The organism is Pseudomonas shiyinii (assembly GCF_056725765.1).
In genome coordinates this window covers 4,088,593-4,108,478 of the sequence record NZ_CM161522.1, presented here as the reverse complement: position 1 = coordinate 4,108,478, position 19,886 = coordinate 4,088,593, and the positions used below count along the sequence as shown (strand labels likewise).

Here is a 19,886-nt window from a genome sequence, read left to right as displayed (position 1 = left end):
GGCGGCGCGCGATCTCCAAGCCACTACCGGCCTCAGGACCTGAACGTCAGTGAATCACCCAGCTCAACACCCACAACCCCAGCAGCAACCAGACGATCCCGAGGATGACCGAAGCGCGCATGAAGGCGCGGATCGCCGAGTAGAGCAGCATCAGGCCGACCACCAGGGCCAGGATGCTGACCAGCGAGGTGTCCATGCCCAGGGTGCGTGCCAGACCATCGATGAAATTGCCCCCGGCATTGGCCAGCAGGTTGAACAGGCCACTCAATGCGTCGACGATGAAACGGATCAACGAACCCAGTGCCTGGCCCAGCCACTCGAAAAAACCTTCTACATGCATAGTTGCTTCCTGATGATCGAATCGGCATGGGTGCCGTTCCCTAGCCTTTGGCCATTACCCGGCCAAGTCGGTTCCCGGTGCCCATGTTAGCCTGCCTGCCTACGCGCACCGCAAGGGCCCTGCGCGCTGTCGGCATTGTCTGCCTGCTGGTGGTGGGGGCGTTGTGGCTGGCCGACCGACTGTGGCCACTGCCCATGCCGGACGATGACCTGGCACGGGTGGTGCTGGCCGAGGACGGCACGCCCCTGTGGCGCTTCGCCGATGCCGACGGCGTGTGGCGTTACCCGGTCAACCCGGACGAGGTCTCGCCGCTGTACCTGGAGGCGCTGCTCACCTATGAGGACCGCTGGTTCTACCGCCACCCCGGGGTCAACCCGCTGGCTCTGGCGCGGGCCGCGTGGCTGAACCTGCGCGGCGGGCGGGTGGTGTCGGGTGGTAGTACCCTGTCGATGCAGGTCGCGCGGCTGCTCGATCCACACGCGCGCACCGTACCGGGCAAGCTGCGCCAACTGTGGCGCACAGCGCAGCTGGAATGGCACCTGTCCAAGCGCGAGATTCTCCAGCTCTACCTCAACCGCGCACCGTTCGGTGGCACCCTGCAAGGCGTGGCGGCTGCCAGCTGGGCCTACCTTGGCAAGTCGCCCAGGCACCTCACGCCGGCCGAGGCGGCGCTGCTCGCGGTGCTGCCCCAGGCGCCCAGCCGCTTGCGTCCGGACCGGTACCCCGAGCGTGCCCAGCAGGCACGCGACAAGGTGCTGCAGCGCCTGGCCGACTACCAGACCTGGCCGGCGCAGCGCATCCAGGAGGCACGGGAAGAGGCCTTGCTGCTGGCACCGCGGCAGGAGCCCGCGCTGGCGCCACTGCTCGCCCGTCGCCTGAACCGCGCCGATAGCCCGCCGCTCATTCGCACTACCCTCGACGCCTCACTGCAGCGGCGCCTGGAAGACCTGTTGCTGGGCTGGCGCGCCCGCCTGCCGGAGCGCACCTCGGCAGCGGTGCTGGTGGTGGAGGCACAGAGCATGGCGGTACGCGCTTACCTGGGCTCGATCGACCTGGGCGATGCGCGTCGCTTCGGCCATGTCGACATGGTCCAGGCCCTGCGCTCGCCAGGCTCTACCCTCAAGCCGTTCCTCTACGCCATGGCCATGGACGATGGCCTGATCCACTCCGAGTCGCTGCTGCAGGATGTCCCGCGCCGTTATGGCGATTATCGCCCCGGTAACTTCTCCATGGGTTTCAGCGGCCCTGTATCGGCCAGCGCTGCCCTGGCCTTGTCGCTGAATCTGCCGGCGGTTCAGCTACTGGAAGCCTACGGACCGAAACGTTTCGCCGCGCAGATGCGCATGGGCGGCATGCCGCTGGTGCTGCCGTCGCTTGCCGAGCCGAACCTGTCGTTGATCCTGGGCGGGGCCGGCAGCCGCCTGGAGGACCTGGTCGGCGGCTACGCGGCGTTCGCCCGTGACGGCAAGAGTGCACGGATCCGCCTGCAGCCGACGGACCCACTGGTAGAACGCAGGCTGCTGTCGCCCGGGGCTGCCTGGATCGTGCGGCGTATCCTCAGCGGCCAGGCCCGCCCGGACCGCGACCCCCATGCCGAGCTGGTGCAGCGCCCGCAACTGGCCTGGAAGACCGGCACCAGCTATGGCTTTCGCGATGCCTGGTCGGTGGGCGTCGGGCCGCGCTACCTGATCGGCGTGTGGATCGGCCGCCCGGATGGCACGCCTGTGCCGGGACAGTTCGGCCTGGCCTCGGCGGCGCCATTGATGCTGCAGGTGCATGACCTGTTGAGCAACCGCGACAGCCAGCGAGGCACCAGCGCCCCGGCCGTGCGTGTACCGCAGAGCGTCGGTGTGGCCGCGATCTGCTGGCCCTTGGGCCAACCCATGAGTCGCCAGGACCCCAACTGCCGCCGGCAGCGCTTCGCCTGGACCTTGGACGGCACCACGCCGCCGACGCTACAGGCTGCCGACCAACCGCTGGGGCTGGGCCTGCGCGAGGCCATCTGGGTCAATGACCGGGGCCTGCGCGTGGATGCCGGTTGCCCTGGCGCCAAGGCTCGGGAGGTGGCGCTATGGCCGGCGCCGCTGGAGCCGTGGCTGCCGCGGGCTGAGCGGCGTGCCGCGCGCCTACCTGCGCTGGAGAGTGCCTGCCCGCCGCAGGCACCGGCCAGTGCGCCACCGTTGTCGATCGTTGGCGTGCGCCCCGGTGACCACCTGCGCCGCCCGGCCACCAGCCGCGAGCCGTTGCAGTTGCTTGTGTCGGCGCTGGGCGGGGGCGGGCAGCGCTGGTGGTTCCTCAATGGCCGGCCTGTGGGTGAAACCCGTGGGCAGGAGAACTTGCTGGTGCGCTTCGAGCAGGCCGGGCGCATCGAGCTCAGCGCCTTGGACGAAAGTGGCGAGACGGCGCGGGTGGAGTTTCAGGTCAGTGAATGATTGGAGCGCCCTGGGGGCCGCAAAGCTGTTCGACGACCGACGTACTGGCGCCTAAGCTTGAGCCTGAGGGCGGTGTCGACGCGCCCCGTCTTCGGCGGATCATGGAGCGTCCCATGCGTTCTCTGGCCATCACCCTGCTGATGCTGTCCTTCGCCTGCCATGCCGGCCCCCTGCCGCCAGCCCTCGACAGCAACGAAACTGCACGTCGGCTGCCCACGCCGAACCTTCCATTGGACGCCTACCGCCCCGCCGGCTATGCCGTGCCCCTGCCGGCCCCGTCTATTCCGGCGCATGACGCCATAGCCATGGACACGCCGATCCCCGTGCACAAGGTGCGCTTCGAAGGGGGCACGGTTTACCTGCTGAGCGAACTGCGCGAGCACTACCAGCCGCTGGTGGGGCACGTGGTGACCTTGGCGCAGCTGACGGCGGTGACCGAACGCCTGACCCAACGCTACCAGCGGGATGGCTATATCCTGTCCCGCGCCTACCTGCCACGGCAGGACTTCGCCGACGGGCGTGTGCAGGTGATGCTGGTCGAAGGCTATATCAGCGGCTATCAGCTTGAGGGTGAGATCGGTGCGGCGGCGTACGTGGAGCGCTTGCTGGGCAAGCTCATGGCCGAGCGTCCGCTGACGCGCGCATCCTTCGAGCGCTACATCGGCCTGATCGACCGCATACCGGGTGTGAGTGCCCAGGTCGAGTGGCTACCCGGCACAGGCCGTGAGGGCGCCGTGCCGTTGTTGGTGCGCGTATCACGCAAAGCGTTCGACGCTACCCTGACCCTGAACGATGGCAGCCGTGACGCTGCCCAGGTGGCGATGGGCATCACCCGCAACGCCCAGACCCGCTTCGCCGAGCAATGGGCGGCCCGCGTACTATGGCCTCTGGGCGATGACAAGGCGCATTTCTACGCGCTCGACTACAGCCAGTACCTGGATGACGAAGGCAGTCGGCTGCTGCTTTCTGCCTCGCGCTACCGCAGCCAGCCGCGCACCTACGTGCGCCTGGAGCATGGCGCTGATCTGCGCCAGCGCTGGGAGAGCGAACGTTTCGACGTCGGCATCAGCCAGGCGCTTGTCGCCCGGCCCGGCGAGTGGCTCGATGTGGTCGGGCGTTTCTATACGGCGGCCGACCATGTCCGCGACCAGGTACAACAGGGGAAGCGCGACACCTATATCCGCGCGGTTTCGTTCGAAGGGGACTGGCGTACCCTCGAGGCCGAGCGGCTGCGTATCGTCAGTGCTGGCGTGTACCAAGGCCTGGACTACTTCGGTGCCCGCAGCGACAGCAACCGCGACGTGGACTTCCTGCGCCTGCGCTTGTCGGCCTTGCAGAGCGATCGATGGTTCGGCGATTGGCAGGGCGTGGCGTCGGCAGCCCTCTACTGGAGTGCCAACGACTTGCCCGACAGCGAGCGTGTGCTGTTCGGCGGCCAGCATTTCGGCCGGGGATACCCTGCGGACCAGGCCTCGGGCGACAAGGGCTGGGGGCTGGCGTACGAGGTGAACTACAGCGTCCATGCAAGCAGTACCTGGGCACGCTTGGTGCAACCGTACCTGGCATTCGATGCCGCCCGGACCTGGACCAATGGCCTCGATGTGCAGGATGCACGCATGGCGTCCATGGCCATGGGCGTGCGCCTGGGGGATGGGCGTGGCGCCAGTCTCGCCCTGGAGTTCGCCAAGCCGCTTGCGGATGTCGCGCTGGACAGCCGTGAGCGCAAGGCGCGCTTTACCGTGAGCCTCGACTACGCGCTATGAGCCGGTCGTTCGGTCATGCAAGCTTGCCTTCACTGACGGACGCCACCTCACTCCTGCCACGCTCCACGTGCACTGAGCTGCGCAACGCATGTTGTCGCTCGTCGGCCCCGAGCACCTGCTCAGGCCCTTGCGCCGAAAAATGCCCGCTGCCGCATTCGCGTGCCTGGATTTCGTTGCCGTTGAAAGAGGAAAAGAGGCAGACATCGCCTGGCAGCGGGCCATTGCTGGCCTTGGTAGGGTTGCCTGTCGAGGCCGAGACGCCTTGTGGACGAGCGCCCGTATCCTTGCTTGCCTGCCCATGCTCGACGGCCACGGCCAGGTCGTCGGCGACCGAGACGGTGGTGAACAGGTAGGGGAAGGCAGTGATCAGCGAAATGCCGAGATAGCCCATGTGTTTCATCGTATGTTTCCTTTGCTTGGAACAGGAGCAATGGAGCGTACGAGGGCACGAGCAGAGGGGTAACTCCTACATGTCTCAGGGCGGTGCAGGTCTGCCGGGCTTCAGCCTGCCACCAGCATCCGTGGCTTTGGGAACAGGTTGTCCAGGGTTTCCAGCAAGCGCGCGTGGTAGATCGGCTTGCGAAACAGGTCGAGCACCTGCAGGCGCAGCAGGTCGCTGACGTCGTCCATGTCGGCGTGGCCGGACATGACGATCACCGGCAGGTGTTGCCGGGCGGTGTGGTCGCGCAGGCGCTTGATCAGGCTGATGCCGCTTTCCTCGGGCATGCGCAGGTCGGTGATGACCAGCGCCATGTCCGGGTGGCGGGTGAGTTGGAGCAGGGCGCCCTTGACCGAGGTGGCGGTATGGCAGATGAAGCCTTCGTTTTCCAGCAGTTCGGCGAGTTCGAGCAGCGCCTCTTCCTCGTCGTCCACCAGGAGGATCTGTTGACGCAAGGAAGAGGTTGGCATGGTGAGTTCCTTCCAAGGGAAAACAGGCATGGATTCAAGGAGTGGCAGGGGTGATACCCGTCTTGATGGCTTCCATGATCCGATCGACCTGGGCGGAAATGTCCGTCGTGAACCCTGCCAGCACCACCGCGACCATCGCCGCGATCAGCGCATATTCGATACCGGACGCTCCATCCTTGCGTTGCAGGAAGACTTTGCAGTGGACAAACAGTTTCAGCAGCATGGCAATACTCCTCGCGCAATCAAGCGCCGGTAGCGGGGTTTCGCCTAAGTGATACCCCTTTGCCATCACAGAATCGCCAACCCATGGAAACCTGCAAATGTAAGAAGGTATTAATCCGAAAGTATTGATTTCAAACAGGCGCGCTAACCTGCTGTTTTGCCTATGCGTCAATTTTATGTCCCCAAAAAGTGGCATGAAAAAATGGCGAAACAAACGCCCTCGGCTACCTTCCACTAGCAAGATGGTTACTTTTTGCCATCACTGTTCTTGGCTGTTGGCGCAAGGGGTTGGCGGATATGAGCAGTCGCTTGACCATGGTTCTCGCCGCGCTGTTCCTGGTCGCGGCGATTCTGGCCGGATACTGGGGCCTGGTACTCAGCCGCCCGCCAGCGCCTGTCGTGCAACCGGCACCTGCGCTCGCCCAAGGGCCTGCTCCTGTCGCCGCACCCGTGCCTGCCAAGGCCGAAGAGCCCGCTCGTTCACAGATCGTCGTGGTGCGCCGTGACGTTCCCGCCAATACGCCCCTGACTGCGGACGACCTGTTGCTCGAGCGCCTGCAGGTAGTGCCTGCCGGTGCCTTCCAACGTATCGAACAGGCTGTGGGGCGTAGCAGCAGCCGCCCTTTGGCTGCAGGCAGCTGGCTCGACGAACACAGCTTCCAGGCCGGTGGGCCACTGGCGCGGATGATCCGACGCCACGAGCGTGCGGTGGCCGTGGCGGTCGACGATGTGGCCGGCGCAGCCGGGCAGCTGCGCCCGGGCGATTACGTGGATGTACTGCTGTTCCTGCGTGAAGAGAACAACAACCCGCAATCCTCCGCCCAGGTCGTGCTTCCGGCCCTGCGAGTGCTCAGTGTCGGCGAGCAGACGGGCCTGGCCAACGATGGCCGGCCGGCGCAGACCGCCGATGAACAGAAGGCGCAACGCAACCAGCTAGGTGTCGCCACCAAGACCGTCGCCCTGGCCGTGCCGCAAGCCTTGGCCAGCCGCCTGATGCTGGCGGCGCAGGCCGGTACCTTGCGCCTGGCGGTGCGCAGCGCCGACGAGCAATTGCTGGCGCGTTACTGGTCCGACCCGCAGGGCGCTGCCCAGGTGGAAAGCGCCAACCGCGAACTCTATCGCTTCAGCCAGCTGTCCCAGGTACCCATTGCCAAGGCGGTGGTGCCCGGCAATCGCGCGCCCGGCATGCAGATCATTCGCGGCGCCCAGGCCGACGACACTCCCAAGACTCCATGACCTAGCAAGGACGCCGCCATGCGTAGTATCGAGCGGATACTCTGTCAGTTGTGCCAGGCCCTGCCGTTGATGCTGGCAGTGCCCCTTGCCCAGGCGGCCGACGGCTGCGCGGCGTTCGGCGAGTTGCCCTCGGTGATCGAGATGGACCAGGGCCTGCAGCAGGAGCTGCGCCTGCCGGTGACCATCACCCGGGTTGCCATCGGCGAGCCCAAGGTCGCGGACGTCCAGGCCAGCGGCGAGCGTGCCGTGCTCCTGACTGCGGTGGGGCCGGGCAACACTAGCCTGATGCTGTGGACTGCCTGCGCCCCCGAGCCGCACCGGGCCATGTTGTTCGTCAAGGGGCGGGCCAGTGTGGACATGGCCGAAGGCGCGCTGCTGCCGTCCCAGGACGAACAGTTGCCCAGCCAGGTGCAGGCCGATATCCGCTTCGTCGAGGTGCAGCGTACCAAGTACAAGGAAGCCGGGGCGCGGTTGTTCTTCAAGGGCTCCAACAACAGCCTGATCGGCTCGCCCGGCACCGTGCCGGTCACCGGCGTGAGCCCAGGCGAAGTGCCGATCAACCGCCCGGTGATCCCGCTCGACAACAACGTGTTCAACATCGTCTGGGGCGGAGGCAGCAGCCGCTTCCTGGCCGCGATCAACGCCTTGGAGAACAGTGGCTTCGCCTACACCCTGGCGCGCCCCAGCCTGACCGTGCTCAGCGGCCTGACCGCGAGCTTCCTGGCCGGGGGTGAAATCCCCATCCCGGTACCCAGCAGCGGCAGTGACAACGTCTCGATCGAATACAAGGAGTTCGGTGTGCGCCTGGCACTGACGCCTACGGTGGTCAGCCGCGACCGCATCACCTTGAAGGTGGCGCCGGAGGTCAGCGAGCTGGACTACACCAATGCCGTGAACATTGCCGGCACCTTGGTGCCGGGTCTGAAGGTGCGGCGCACCGACACCAGCATTTCCCTGGCCGATGGCGAGAGCTTCATCATCAGTGGCCTGGTCAGCAGCAACACCCGATCGGCGGTGGACAAGCTGCCTGGCCTTGGCAACCTGCCGATCCTAGGTGCGTTCTTCCGCCAGTCGACGCTCAACCGCGAAGACACCGAGCTGCTGATGATCGTCACGCCGCACCTGGTCCAGCCGCTGGCCGCCAATGCGCGCCTGCCGGAGCTGCCGGGCGAGCGCCTGCGCACCTACGACCCCAGTTGGGGCCAGCTGTTCTTCCTGGAAAACGGCAATTTCGAAGGCCGCAGTGGGTTATCGCGATGAACGAGCTGAACCAGACCTACCTGGCCATCACCCGCAACGAAGAGGACCTGCAGTGGCTGCAAGGTGCCCTGACCTCACTGGGCCAGGTGATCGGCGCCAACAGCGGCAGCCTCGACGAGTTGCTGGCGCTGGTCGATGTGACCTTCAGCAACCTGGTGTTCATCGGCCTGGACCGCGAACAACTGGTCAGCCAGTGCGCCTTGATCGAAGGCGTGCTGGAGGCCAAGCCGATGCTGGCGATCGTCGCCCTGGGCGACGGCATGGACAATCAGTTGGTATTGCACGCCATGCGTGCTGGCGCCCGCGACTTCGTGGCCTACGGCTCGCGCGCCAGCGAAGTGGCCGGGCTGGTGCGCCGGCTGGGCAAGCGGCTGCCGGCGGTGGCCAGCAACCCCAACCTGGGTGGCCTTACGGTGCTCTATGGCGCCCAAGCGGGTGCCGATGGTGCATTGCTCACCTCCCACCTGGCGCGGGTGGTGCAGGAGAGCGGCCAACAGACCCTGCTGCTGGACCTCGGCCTGCCGCGTGGTGACAGCCTGGCCTTGCTCGGGATGGAGGCGTCGTTCTACTTCGGCGACGCCCTGCGCCACCTGCGGCGGCTCGACGCGACACTGATCGACAGCGCGTTCGCCCGCGACAAAGGCGGCCTGCGCATCCTGGCCTATGCCGACAGCGACGAACCGCTGCAACAGACCAGCGCGGCCGAGCTGTACATGCTGCTCAGCGCCTTGCGTCAGCACTTCCAGCACATCGTGATCAGCCTCACCGGGCAAACCGACAGCGAAGCCTTGCGCACCATCGTCAGCCACTGCGACAAGCTGATCGTCTACACCGACCAGAACATCCTCGATTGCCGCCGCACCCTGGACGTGCTCGAACAATGGCGCGATCGCGGCATCAAGCTGGACCATGCGGTGCTGCTGGTGGACCGTTACCTGCGCAATGTGGCCCCCGATGCCGACGCCCTGGCCAAGCGCTATGGCCTGGTGCTGCTCAAGGCGTTGCCCTATAGCCCAGAGGTGCGCCTGAACGCCAAGAACCAGGGCCTGAGCCTGTTCGAGCTGGCCCCGCGCGAAGGCCTGACCCAGGCCCTGCGAGGCCTGGGCGAGCGCCTGGCACGGCGCTCCGAGAAGCTCCCGACACCGACCTTCACCTGGCTGCGTCGCCTGTGGGGTAGCAAATGAGCGCCGACGAACCCTTTGGCGGCCCACGCCATGCCATCGCCGACCCCCAGGCGCTCAAGCGGGCCCTGCACCGTTTCGTCATCGATGCCATGGAAGACAGCGGCCGCAACCTGCTCGAAGGTGCCCGGCCGGTGCTGACTCAGTTCGTCGGGGAGCAGGTAGGCGACTATATTGCGCGCCTGCACTTGGCCCTGTCGCGCTACGAGACCGAGCGCCTGGCCGAGGAGCTGGTGGACGAGCTTACCGGCTTCGGCCCGCTGGAAGTGTTGTTGCGCGATTCCAGCGTCACCGAGATCCTGGTCAACGGCCCCCACCGGGTGTTCGTCGAGCGGGGCGGGCTGCTGCAGCGCACCGACCTGCGCTTCATCGATGCCCACCATGTGGAGCGGGTGATGCAGCGTATCCTCGCACCGCTCGGTCGGCGCCTGGACGAGTCGTCGCCAATGGTCGACGCGCGCCTGCCCGACGGCAGCAGGGTCAATGCGATCATCCCGCCGGTGGCGCTGGACGGGCCCTGCCTGTCGATCCGCAAGTTCCGCCAGGACATGCTCAAGAGTGCCGACCTGCTGGCCACTCGAGCCATCGACCAGGCGATCTTCGATTTCTTCGAAAATGCCGTGGGGCGCCGTTGCAACATCCTGGTCAGTGGCGGCACCGGCACCGGCAAGACCACCTTGCTCAACATCCTCAGCCAGATGATCGCGCCCCATGAGCGGCTGGTGACCATCGAGGACGTGGCGGAACTGCAATTGCATCACCCCCATGTGGTGCGCCTGGAAACCCGCCCGCCGAATGCCGAGGGGCATGGCGAGATCAAGGCCAGCGAGCTGATCCGCAACGCCTTGCGCATGCGCCCGGACCGCATCCTGCTCGGCGAGATCCGCGGCGCCGAGGTGCTCGATGTACTCACGGCGATGAACACCGGACATGACGGCTCGATGAGTACGGTGCACGCCAACACCGCCCAGGATGCCCTGCTGCGCCTGGAAACCCTGGTGGGGCTGACCGGGCGGCAGATTGCCGAGAAGACCTTGCGGCAGATGATCTGCGCGGCGCTCGACGTGGTGGTCCAGCTGACCCGTCTGGCCGATGGGCGCCGCTGTGTCAGCGAGGTGCTCGAAGTGGTCGGGGTGCGCGACGATGTGTATGTCACCAATACGTTGTTCCGCCTCGACCGGCGTGGCGGCGACGGTTTCCTGCGCGAGGCGCCGAACCCGGCGGGCGCCAAGCTGCGCAACGAGGGCCTGTTGTGATGGGCCCGTTGTTGCTGGGGTTGTCGCCGCTGCTGCTGGGCATCGCCCTGTTGCTGTGGCGCCGGGGCCTGCACAAGCGCGGCGAGGAACGCATCCTCCAGCGCCTGGGCCGCGCCTACCAAGTGGTGCGTACGGGCAGTGCACGGCGTGATTGGCTCGACCCACTGCTGCAACGGGCGGGGCTGGCTCCAGGTGAGCTGCGCGTGCGCCCTTGGCTGCTGGGTTGGCTGGCCGTGGTGGCCTTGACCGGATGGTGGGCCGGCTGGGTGGCGGCACTGATGCTGCTGGTGGGTTTGCCGCTGCTTGGCTATCTCTACCTGAGCCTGCGCTACCGTCGCCGGGTGGCGCAGATCATCAACCAATTGCCTGGCCTGCTGGACTACAGCGTGCGCAGCCTCAAGGCCGGGCGCACCCTGAGCGATGCCGTGCTCGGTGGTATCGACGGCACCCGCGAACCCCTGCGCTCGGCCATGGGCCGGGTGCGACGCAACGTGCAGTTGGGCGTGCCTCTGGAAGAGGCGGTGAGTGAACTGGCCGAACTGTACGAGCAGGACGAGTTGCGGTTGTTCGCGTTGGGGCTGCGCATCAACCAGCATTACGGTGGCAATGCCAGTGAGCTGCTGGAGAACCTGATCAAGCTGATCCGCGAACGCGAGCACGGCGCGCGCCAGCTCAAGGCCATGACTGGTGAGACGCGGGTCACCGCGTGGATCCTGGGAGCTTTGCCGCTGGCGATGGTCGCCTATTTCCTGATGGGTAACCCCGGCTACCTGCTGGCCATGTGGCGCGACAGTCACGGGCAGATGATGTTGTTGTTCGCCTTCGTGCTGCAGGCGGTCGGTTGCCTGGTGCTCTGGCGCATGATGAGGAGCCTGTGACCATGGCGTTGTTACTCTGTGCCCTGTGCCTGCTCGTCGCTTCCCTGTTGCTGGGCCTGCAGGCCTTGCGCCAGTTGCGCGCGCGGCAGCTGGTCGCCCGTCGTCTGCAAGGCCAGCTGGCGCGCGAGGAGCGCTTGGAGGACTGGCTGCATTGGCTGGGCAGCACCTCGCTGGGGCAACGGTTGCAGAAGCTGGACGGCGAAACCCAGGCCCTGCTGGACCGCGTGGGCTGGCGCCGCAGCCGTCAGCGCGCCTTGTTCGCCGCCCTGCAACTGGGGTTGCCGGTGGTGGCCTTGGCCATGGCCTTGTTGCTCCAGCATGGCCTGGCAGGTGGCGGGGGCGGCCATTGGTTGGCCTTGCCGTTGTGCGCCCTGTGCATCGGCTATTTGTTGCCCAAGCGCGTGCTGGCGATAGCGGCGTTGCGCCGCCAGCAGCGCATCGCCCTGGAGGTGAGCCTGCTGATTCCGCTGCTGCGCATCCTGTTCGAGACCGGCCTGGCCGTGGAGCAGGCCCTGCGTGTGCTGAGCCATGAAGGCCGTAGCCTGATACCGGAAATCAGTGAGGAGCTACGTCTGGTCCTGCAACGGGTGGACTCGGGCCTGGCCTTGGGCCCGGAACTCGAGAAAACCGCCCAGTTGCTGGCGGTGGATGAGTTCATCGACACCTGCGTGATCCTGCGCCAGTTGCTGGTGCAAGGCAGCGGCGCGATGAAATCGCTGCAGGCACTCAAGGCCTTGCTCGATGACCGGCGCCTGACCCGCTTGCAGGAGCGGGTCTCGAAGATGTCGGCAAAGATGTCGGCCGTGATGATGATGTTCTTGTTCCCGGCCCTGCTCATTGTCCTGGCCGGGCCGGGGTTCACCGCACTGACGCGGGCCTTGGCGTCCTGAGGGGAGGGGAGTTGGATGAAAGCGATCCTGTTGTTCACCGGCCTGTTGCTGCTTGGCGGCTGTGCGGGCCAGCCACCTGAGGGCATCGCCCGGTTGCTGGGCACGCCCGCGTGCGGTAAGCCCGATGCCGATCAGCAACTGGCCTTGAACCTGGCCGACGAGGTGCTCAACGAAGGCCGCCCCCACGCAAGCCTTGCGCACCTGCAGCAACTACCGGACGACCTCGATCAGGTGCGCCTGCGCAAGGCGCGCGTGCTGCGCTTGCTGGGGCGCAGCGAGGCCGAGCCGTTGTACCGCAGCCTGCTCGGCGGCTGCCTGGCGGCAGAAGGTGAGCATGGCCTGGGGCAGCTTGCCTCGGCCCGCGGCGACGATGTACAGGCCCTGCGCAACCTGCAGCGGGCCGTGCGCCTGGCGCCGACCGATGAGAAGGTGCGCAACGACCTGGGCGTGGTGCTGATGAACCTGGGCAATCATGAACAGGCGCGGTTCGAGTTCCTGACGGCCATCGAGCTCAAGGACGACAACCCGCTGCCGGCGGTCAACTTGGTGACCTTGTCGCTGGTCGAGGACAACTGGCAGCAGGCCACCGACCTGGTGGCCCGTCTGCGGCTCAAGCCGGAGCAGTTCGCCGAAGCGCAGGCTCGGGCCAGGCAGTTGAAGGCGACCGGGCGTGGCTCGGTCGGTTGATGGAAAGGAGGGGGTACCATGCGCATGCTGATGATGACCCTGGCCCTGCTGGCCAGCCCTTTTTCGGCCCTGGCCGACGACCCCCTCCGCCAACCACCACCGGATTCGGCTGCCGAAGCCTGGTTGCGTGTGCAGGCGAGCAACCAGCAGGCCTCGCCCAGGCTGCAGGTGCAGACTGCGGCCGAGCGGGATGCCGCCTTGCAGCGATGGCTGGACACCTACAAGTATCCGATCCCCGAGGTGTTCCGCTGGCAGAAGGTGAGTTCGTCCGATGATTGAAAGCCATGCCGGCTTCTGTAGGAGCGGGCTTGCCCCGCGATTAGGCCGGGCCCGATATCACCTTCGCCTGGCAAGGGCTTCGCCCTTGATCGCGGGACAAGCCCGCTCCTACAGGGGGCGGCGCGAGCAGGCGCTTGGAGGCTTAATGGGCGGTAAAGCGCTGGTGCACGGGCGATGTACGTGGCGTTAGCGCCAGGGCCAGCTGCGTGCGGTTGTGCATATGGGTCAGGCGCAGCACCTGGGACACGTACAGCTTCACGGTGTTCTCGGTGATGCCCAGTTCACAGGCGATCTGGTAGTTGGTCTTGCCCTTGCCCACCAGCTTGGCGACTTCCAGCTGGCGCGGCGAGAGCTTCTCGAAGGCCGGCGGTAGCTCGGGCTCGGCTTCCTCGACGTCCGTCGAGCGTCGATGCAACCCCTGCCCACGGGCTTTTTCCAGGTCCTGGTAGAGCCCATCGATGGATTCGGCCAGCTCCTGCAGGCGTTGGTTGAGGTTGCCCAGTTCCCGCACATTGCGGCGTCGCTCGATCAGCGCCTGCTCCTGGTGGCGCACGCCTTCGAGCAACTCCTTCAGGTCGATGGGCTTTTGATAGTAGTCGGCAAAGCCTTCGCGCAACGCGCGGATCACGTCCTGCTTCTCGGCGCGGCCCGTCAGCATGATCGCCTCGAACACACGTTGGCGGCCATTGATTCCTTTCAAGGCATGGACCATTTCGACGCCATCGATGTCGGGCATGTCCAAGTCACAGAGCACCAGGCCGATATGCTCGTCGGCCTGGTAGCGTTCGATGGCCTCGATCGCCGAAAAGGCCGGAATGCAGGTATAGCCATTGCCTTCAAGAAACTCACACAACTCTTCGACAACCAATGGTTCGTCATCGACAACCAGTATTTTCACGGCGCTGGCGTACTTGTTCACGATCAACTCCCTGTTCACTTCGGCCGTTGCATCTGTGCCCTGGCCGCCTAAGAAAGTAGTCGCACTTTGCAATTATGTACAAGGGTTGTACAACCGAAATGACCACTAGGTCACTATTGAATCCATACCGCCGTCAACAGGAAGCCCATCAACACGTACGGAGCGAAGGGTTGTTTGTCCCCGACCTCTTCGGCCAGGGCCTGCAGGCGCTTCTTCACCTTGGGGTTGAGTAGCAGCCAGAGGCGGCGACGGCCCAGCAGCCAGGCCACCACGGTCAGCCCGGCCCCAATGAAGGTGCCCAGGATATAGTGCGGGCTGGTGGCCAGGGCCAGGGCGCCCATCAGCTTGACGTCGCCGGCGCCGAAACGGCCGAGCATGTAGCCGGGCAGGGTGAGCAGCATGACGATGGCCAGCGCCCAGCCCGCCTCGCTGGCATCGGCGCCGATCCAGCTGTGACCGGTGGCGAACAGCCAGGCCAGTGCACAGGCTGCGACACCCAGGGTAAGGGTGTTGGAAAGCTGGCGTTCACGGAGATCTTGTTCGGTGCACAAGGCAAGCCACATCAGGAGAACAATGCTTTGCATTGGCAAATTGCCATCCCTATTCGTTGAACGGTTCTATGCTTTCAGCAAGTGTCATAGTCAGGGTAGACGCGAACATGAAAGCAAGCCTGGCGAGACGGCAAAAAGGCGCGGCAGCCATCGAGTTTGTCGCAGTTTTCATGGTGTTTTTCGCAGTGTTCTACGGGTTGGTCAGCTACGCGCTGCCGATGCTCATGCTGCAGTCGTTCAACCAGGCCACCAGCGAGGCGGTACGCCGCTGCGTGGCGCTGGAGCCGGGCAGTGGCAGCGCTGGCTACGAGACCCTGGCGCGTCAGGTGATCGACCAACAGCTGGCCTGGATGCCTGCGGCGCTGGGTTTCTCGGCCGCCAGCCATGCGCGGGTGGCGTTGGTGGACAACCTGCTGACCGTCTCGATCGACTACCCCCGGGAGCAGTTGACCAATGTGCTGCCGGTCCTGGTGCTGCCGCTGATAGGTGACGTCCCTCGGTTGCCTGAGCATCTGCAGGCCGAAGCGAGCCTGCAACTGTGACGGGCCTGTTCGATCGTTGGCTGGGGGCGCCACCGCCTGCAGCCGAAGCCGAGGTGCCCGTGGCGGTGGGCTTGCAGCTGTGGCTCGACCCGCAGGGCACCGTGCTGCGGTTATCCGGCCCCCTGCGTACGTTGTTGGCATTGCCGCTCAAAGGCGGTGGCCGCGTGCACGACTACCTGCAGCGGCACAGCTGGTTGGTGCTGGAAGGGGAACCGGCGGACTGGCAAGGGCAAGCGCTGGACCTGGATTTCCATACGGTCACCGGTCACCCCCTGCGCACCCGTGGCTGGCTGATGCGCCAGGGTGATGGCTGGTTGCTGCAACTGTTCGATATCGGTGACCTGTTGCGCGAAGGGGCCCATGCCAGGCAGCACCAGGACCTGAGGCAACTGACGCTGGAGACCGGCCGCGCCGTACGCGAATGCAGCGAAGACCACTTGGTGGCTTGCGTCACCGAGCAGCTGCAGCGCCTGGCCGCGTGTTGGCAGGTGCAGGCGGTGCGTGTGCTGCTGCGCGAGGCCGAGGGGTGGAGCAGTTTCGCCGACAACGGCTGCGACTGGCCCTGGCCTGAGGACGTGCGCCTGCAACCTTGGTTGTCGACACAGGCGTTGGACAGCGTTGTGCCTGACGAGCTGCTGGCCTTGTGCGGGGGGGTGTCGCTGTCGCTGCTGCCTTACCGCGAGGGCCCGGATGTCCAGGCCTGGCTGCTGTGCGCCGGCGGCGTCATGCCCGAGGGTGATGGCCCGGGCCAGGCATGGCATGCCTTGGCGCAGGTGCTGCTGGGCCGCTACCGGCATGCCCGGTTGCAGCACCAGGCCCACTACCTGGATGAGTTGCAGCAACAGCTGGGCGCCGGTTGGTGGGCATGGTCGGCTGAACGCGGCCTGCAGCTGGATCATGCTTTGGCCGCACGCTTCGACCTGCCTGGCCAGCGGGGTCTGGAGCAGTGGCTGGCGCGCCTGCACCCGGCCGATCGCGAGCCGGCGCAGTTGGCCCTGGAGCAGGCGCGCAGTGGCGCGGACCTGAGCCTGAGTGTGCGCATGCCGGAAGGCGACGGCCAGACGGTGAGCTGGTTCCATTGGGTGGGCCGTTGGCAGAACCGCCAGTTGCAGGGGTTTTTGCTCGATATCAGCGCGCTCAAGGCCCAGGAGCTGCAGGCGGGCGCGGCCCGGGCACGGCTGGAGAACCTGATCGCCAGCTCGCCCGCGGTGATCTACATCCAGCGCTATGCCGAGGGCGCGCTGCACAGTGAATTCTTCAGCGCCAGCCTGATGCCTTTGCTCGGCTGGGCCATGGACAGTGAACAGGCCCGCCAGCCGGGCCTGGCGGTTCACCCCGAGGATCGCCCGTTGTGGCTCGAGCGTACCCGTACCTTGCTGCGCGATGGCCAGGCCCGTTGCCGCTATCGCCTGCGCGATAACCTGGGCGGGTACCACTGGGTGCTGGATGAGGCGCGCCTGTTGCGTAATGACCTGGGCCTGCCGGTGGAGGTGGTCGGCCTGTGGCTGGATGTCACCGAGGCGACCGAGGCCGCCGAGCGGGTGCGCCAGAGCGAGGAGCGCTATCGCGTGCTGGTGGAGGACTCTCCGGCGATGATCTGTCGCTACCGCCCGGACCTTGGCCTGGTGTTCGGCAATCGGCCCCTGGCCGATTACCTGCAATGCGCACCAGCGGACCTGGTGGGCATGAACCTGGGCCAGTGGCTGTCGGACGAGCAGCGCGAGGCATTCCAGGCACGCCTTGCGGCGCTGACCCCGGAGCAACCCGTGAGCAGCGCAGAGATCTGCCTGCAATTGCCCGGCCGCGAGCATGCCTGGTGGGTCTGGGCCGACCGTGGCCTGTTCGATGAACAGGGGCAGCTGTTGGAGATCCAGGCCGTGGGCCGCGACAATACCGAGGTGCGGCGCAGCCAGCGGCAATTGTTCCAGGGCGCCAAGATGGCCACCCTGGGCGAGTTGACCACCGGCTTGCTGCACGAGATCAACCAACCGCTCAACGTGATGCGCATGGCCGCCGCCAATGCGCTCAAACGCCTGGAAAACGGCACGGCCGAGCCGGCCTACCTGGAAGACAAGCTGCACCGCATCGAGGCGCAAATCGAACGCACTGCGCGCCTGGTGGACCACATGCGCGTGTTTGGCCGCCGCTCGGAAGTCGAACGCCAGCGCTTCGTCGCCTGGGGCGCAGTGGCCGAGGCGGTGGCGCTGCTCGAAGACAACCTGCGCGGCAAGGGCGTGGCCCTGCGCATCGAGGTCCCCGACGAGCAACCTGAGGTGCTGGGGCATCAGGACCAGCTGGAGCAGGTGCTGATCAATCTCATCATCAACGCCCGCGACGCCCTGCTCGAACAGCGCCGGGGCGAGGCGTGGATCACCATCCGCCAGACCCTGCTGCCCGGTGAGCTTTCCCTGTGGGTGGAGGACAACGGCGGCGGTATCGACCCACGCTTGATGGTGCGGATCTTCGAGCCGTTCTTCACCACCAAGCCGGCGGGCGTGGGGACCGGGTTGGGGTTGTCGGTGAGCTATGGAATCGTCGAAGGGATGGGCGGGAGCTTGAGTGTGGCGAATGGGGTGGAAGGGGCTTGTTTCAGGGTTTGCTTGCCGATTCACAGCACCAATTGAGCGTGGCCGCTGGAACAGGTGAGGTTGGCGCCGACTTCGGCTTTCGCCAAGTCAATACCGAGAACTTTTAATAAAGTGTTTACTAAGGGATCTATCAATGGGCTGAGCAGTCCTTTGATGATCGGTTCAACAATGGTTCTGACGGTATCAAGAATCCCTGCTGTCAATGTCAATGCGTCGCCGAGGCCGCTATCAACTGTGGGTTCGAACGCTTGGAGTTGGAGGCCAGTGGTGGTGGTGGAAAGACTGGCAATGGGATCTTTTATAGCTGTAGACAAATAATAGGGTGTGTCACCTATTTTCGGCAGTTGTAGGTTGCCCGTGAACGTCAGGGGGGCTGTTTGGCTTTCTAAAATCGGTGCTTTTAGTTTCAGGCCGATCCCGCCGGCGGCAAACGCTTTACGGGTGCAATTCATACCAAGCGGGCCACAGGTTTTTACGCCAATATCGATTAATGGGAGAGGGGTTAACGTAACGGAACCCTGGTTGAAAAACGCAGCAGGGTCTTTGAACTTGCCTATAGAAACAATGGCGGCTGAGTCGCTCGTTAATGCAGTGAGACTTTTGCTCGGACGGCAGCGATAGTCAGTGACGTTGCTGCTTGCTTTGGCCACCTCTATACCGATATCAAGAGAGACTAAATTTTCAACGATACGAATATCGGTGTACTTGCATTGGCTGAGTATGCAGGTCAACCCTTGCAGAGCATCCAGGAGGTTAAGGTGCAATAAACTGTTGATCGCAGATGTCAATGGTGATGCAAGGCCTGCCACAGCGTTAACCAAGCCGGCGATGGTATTCAGGATCGGCAGGTCCAAGGAAATCAGAGCTCGAGCCTGGGCAGTATGGACTTTGATCTCATCAGTCTCTGGATTGCCCACAGCAGAAAATTGCGGGGGCTCGACAATTTGTACCCGGACGTTTGCATTTATTAAACCAGGAATGCCGCTCGAGAGGTTGAGGACGGCTGCACGAGCGCCATCGCTTGCCATTAGCATGCTCTGTAGAAGTTGCAGTACCTGCACATTGGTATCCAAGCCTGCCTGAGAGGTTCCATTCTGAATCGCGAGAGTGTCACCCAATTTTACATAAAGATGATCGAGGCTTTCGGCCATATCATTCATGTCATCAGTTATGGAGATGAGCTCACCGTTCTGCTGCATGATCTTCACAGCCGCCTTCAGCAGCTTTGACACCTTCGTATTTGTGTTAAGTAACTCCTGAGGAGAGCCAATATTGGAATCAACCTCTAGGATGGCTTGCTTGAAATATTGAAGTAAATTGATCTTGGGGCCTGCGATGTTGTTCCAGCTCAACACATCGAGTTGCACAGTGCTGCCGAGCTCTCGTAGCAATGAATTGAGTAGTATTGACTGGTTCAAATCAACGCTTGCCAATGTGGTCTTGATACTTAGCATGGCTTGCGGCTCGCCGAGTCTAGCGGCTACTGCACTGGCTCCCAAGGTAGTGTTCAGAGACAAATCGCTATTTTTTACGAGGGAATAGACGCCGCCCGCAACACTGGTAGGTACCGTTTTTCTGACTTCAACCTTGATTGCCTCATTCCGCGACGCATCAACCGTAAACGCCCGCAACTGATCGGCACCGGTCTGCACATACCCACAGCTGGCCACCAACGGGTTACCCGCATCATGGCCGTTCCGGGTGGCAGCGGTGCGAGCGATAGTAGTGGCCTGGGGGCCGGTGCCCGTGCACACGGCGTTTTGCCCAGCGGCCTCCAACGCCGCCATATCGGCAATCCGCTGCAACTTGCGTTGTTCCAGATACAACCTGCCGCTGTCCACCACCAACAACATGAAGAGCAGCGCCAAGCCCAGGGTGAGGGCGGCCATCAGGCCGATCGCGCCGCGTTGGTGGATAGCGGAATGAGGAACCACGGAGCACTCCTTTGCTGGC

Annotated in this window: 19 protein-coding genes; 12 read left to right on the top strand and 7 right to left on the bottom strand. The window is 64.7% G+C overall.

What is annotated here, in order from left to right; translation table 11 throughout:
* Positions 1-46: 46 nt before the first annotated feature.
* Complete coding sequence (locus ACXHGZ_RS18585) at positions 47-340, bottom strand: hypothetical protein (protein WP_084858744.1); 294 nt, start codon at positions 338-340, stop codon at positions 47-49.
* 83 nt (positions 341-423) lie between these two features.
* On the opposite strand from ACXHGZ_RS18585, the gene pbpC reads away from it, so the two are divergent.
* Both pbpC and ACXHGZ_RS18575 read left to right on the top strand, forming a co-directional pair.
* Complete coding sequence (gene pbpC / locus ACXHGZ_RS18580) at positions 424-2,772, top strand: peptidoglycan glycosyltransferase PbpC (RefSeq protein ID WP_480460888.1); 2,349 nt, start codon at positions 424-426, stop codon at positions 2,770-2,772.
* 113 nt (positions 2,773-2,885) lie between these two features.
* The gene (locus ACXHGZ_RS18575) at positions 2,886-4,535 is read left to right on the top strand and encodes a ShlB/FhaC/HecB family hemolysin secretion/activation protein (RefSeq protein WP_480460886.1); all 1,650 of its coding nucleotides are present in this window, start codon (positions 2,886-2,888) and stop codon (positions 4,533-4,535) included.
* A gap of 13 nt (positions 4,536-4,548) precedes the next feature.
* Here ACXHGZ_RS18575 and ACXHGZ_RS18570 read toward each other — a convergent pair whose 3' ends face one another.
* The 3 genes from ACXHGZ_RS18570 to ACXHGZ_RS18560 form a co-directional block, all read right to left on the bottom strand.
* Positions 4,549-4,935 (bottom strand): hypothetical protein, encoded by a 387-nt coding sequence (locus ACXHGZ_RS18570; RefSeq protein ID WP_480460884.1) that lies wholly within the window; start codon positions 4,933-4,935, stop codon positions 4,549-4,551.
* A gap of 101 nt (positions 4,936-5,036) precedes the next feature.
* Entirely contained in the window at positions 5,037-5,444 is a 408-nt protein-coding gene (locus ACXHGZ_RS18565) for a response regulator (protein WP_480460882.1), read from the bottom strand.
* A 34-nt stretch (positions 5,445-5,478) separates the two neighbouring features.
* The gene (locus tag ACXHGZ_RS18560; protein WP_416765805.1) at positions 5,479-5,667 is read right to left on the bottom strand and encodes a Flp family type IVb pilin; all 189 of its coding nucleotides are present in this window, start codon (positions 5,665-5,667) and stop codon (positions 5,479-5,481) included.
* Positions 5,668-5,963: 296 nt separating this feature from the next.
* On the opposite strand from ACXHGZ_RS18560, the gene cpaB reads away from it, so the two are divergent.
* The 8 genes from cpaB (at position 5,964) to ACXHGZ_RS18520 (ending at position 13,333) form a co-directional block, all read left to right on the top strand.
* Positions 5,964-6,902: a Flp pilus assembly protein CpaB gene (cpaB, locus tag ACXHGZ_RS18555; protein ID WP_480460881.1), complete on the top strand. Its 939-nt coding sequence runs from the start codon at positions 5,964-5,966 to the stop codon at positions 6,900-6,902.
* 69 nt (positions 6,903-6,971) lie between these two features.
* Positions 6,972-8,162 (top strand): type II and III secretion system protein family protein, encoded by a 1,191-nt coding sequence (locus ACXHGZ_RS18550; protein ID WP_480464099.1) that lies wholly within the window; start codon positions 6,972-6,974, stop codon positions 8,160-8,162.
* Positions 8,159-9,346 (top strand): CpaE/TadZ family protein, encoded by a 1,188-nt coding sequence (locus ACXHGZ_RS18545; protein WP_480460879.1) that lies wholly within the window; start codon positions 8,159-8,161, stop codon positions 9,344-9,346. Before ACXHGZ_RS18550 ends, ACXHGZ_RS18545 begins: the two co-directional genes overlap by 4 nt.
* Entirely contained in the window at positions 9,343-10,599 is a 1,257-nt protein-coding gene (locus tag ACXHGZ_RS18540; protein ID WP_480460877.1) for a TadA family conjugal transfer-associated ATPase, read from the top strand. Before ACXHGZ_RS18545 ends, ACXHGZ_RS18540 begins: the two co-directional genes overlap by 4 nt.
* Positions 10,596-11,477, top strand: a complete 882-nt coding sequence (locus tag ACXHGZ_RS18535) for a type II secretion system F family protein (protein WP_480460876.1) — start codon at positions 10,596-10,598, stop codon at positions 11,475-11,477. Before ACXHGZ_RS18540 ends, ACXHGZ_RS18535 begins: the two co-directional genes overlap by 4 nt.
* A gap of 2 nt (positions 11,478-11,479) precedes the next feature.
* Positions 11,480-12,367, top strand: coding sequence for a type II secretion system F family protein (locus ACXHGZ_RS18530; protein ID WP_480460875.1), 888 nt, complete (start codon positions 11,480-11,482; stop codon positions 12,365-12,367).
* 15 nt (positions 12,368-12,382) lie between these two features.
* Positions 12,383-13,054 (top strand): tetratricopeptide repeat protein, encoded by a 672-nt coding sequence (locus ACXHGZ_RS18525; protein WP_084858732.1) that lies wholly within the window; start codon positions 12,383-12,385, stop codon positions 13,052-13,054.
* 18 nt (positions 13,055-13,072) lie between these two features.
* Positions 13,073-13,333 (top strand): DUF3613 domain-containing protein, encoded by a 261-nt coding sequence (locus tag ACXHGZ_RS18520; protein WP_480460873.1) that lies wholly within the window; start codon positions 13,073-13,075, stop codon positions 13,331-13,333.
* A 142-nt stretch (positions 13,334-13,475) separates the two neighbouring features.
* Here ACXHGZ_RS18520 and ACXHGZ_RS18515 read toward each other — a convergent pair whose 3' ends face one another.
* Together ACXHGZ_RS18515 and ACXHGZ_RS18510 are read right to left on the bottom strand one after the other, a co-directional pair.
* Positions 13,476-14,252 carry a response regulator gene (locus ACXHGZ_RS18515; protein ID WP_480460871.1) on the bottom strand — a complete coding sequence of 259 codons (777 nt, stop codon included), beginning with the start codon at positions 14,250-14,252 and terminating at the stop codon, positions 13,476-13,478.
* Between the two features lie 113 nt (positions 14,253-14,365).
* Positions 14,366-14,836, bottom strand: a complete 471-nt coding sequence (locus ACXHGZ_RS18510; protein ID WP_480460869.1) for a prepilin peptidase — start codon at positions 14,834-14,836, stop codon at positions 14,366-14,368.
* Positions 14,837-14,910: 74 nt separating this feature from the next.
* On the opposite strand from ACXHGZ_RS18510, the gene ACXHGZ_RS18505 reads away from it, so the two are divergent.
* Complete coding sequence (locus tag ACXHGZ_RS18505) at positions 14,911-15,345, top strand: TadE/TadG family type IV pilus assembly protein (protein ID WP_084858728.1); 435 nt, start codon at positions 14,911-14,913, stop codon at positions 15,343-15,345.
* On the top strand, positions 15,342-17,969 hold the full coding sequence (locus ACXHGZ_RS18500; protein WP_480460868.1) for a PAS domain-containing sensor histidine kinase: 2,628 nt from the start codon (positions 15,342-15,344) through the stop codon (positions 17,967-17,969). The genes ACXHGZ_RS18505 and ACXHGZ_RS18500 overlap by 4 nt, the downstream gene beginning before the upstream one ends.
* On the opposite strand, the gene ACXHGZ_RS18495 is transcribed toward ACXHGZ_RS18500, so the two are convergent.
* Complete coding sequence (locus ACXHGZ_RS18495; RefSeq protein ID WP_480460866.1) at positions 17,954-19,867, bottom strand: pilus assembly protein TadG-related protein; 1,914 nt, start codon at positions 19,865-19,867, stop codon at positions 17,954-17,956. The two genes, ACXHGZ_RS18500 and ACXHGZ_RS18495, sit on opposite strands and share 16 nt — an antisense overlap.
* Positions 19,868-19,886: the final 19 nt, after the last annotated feature.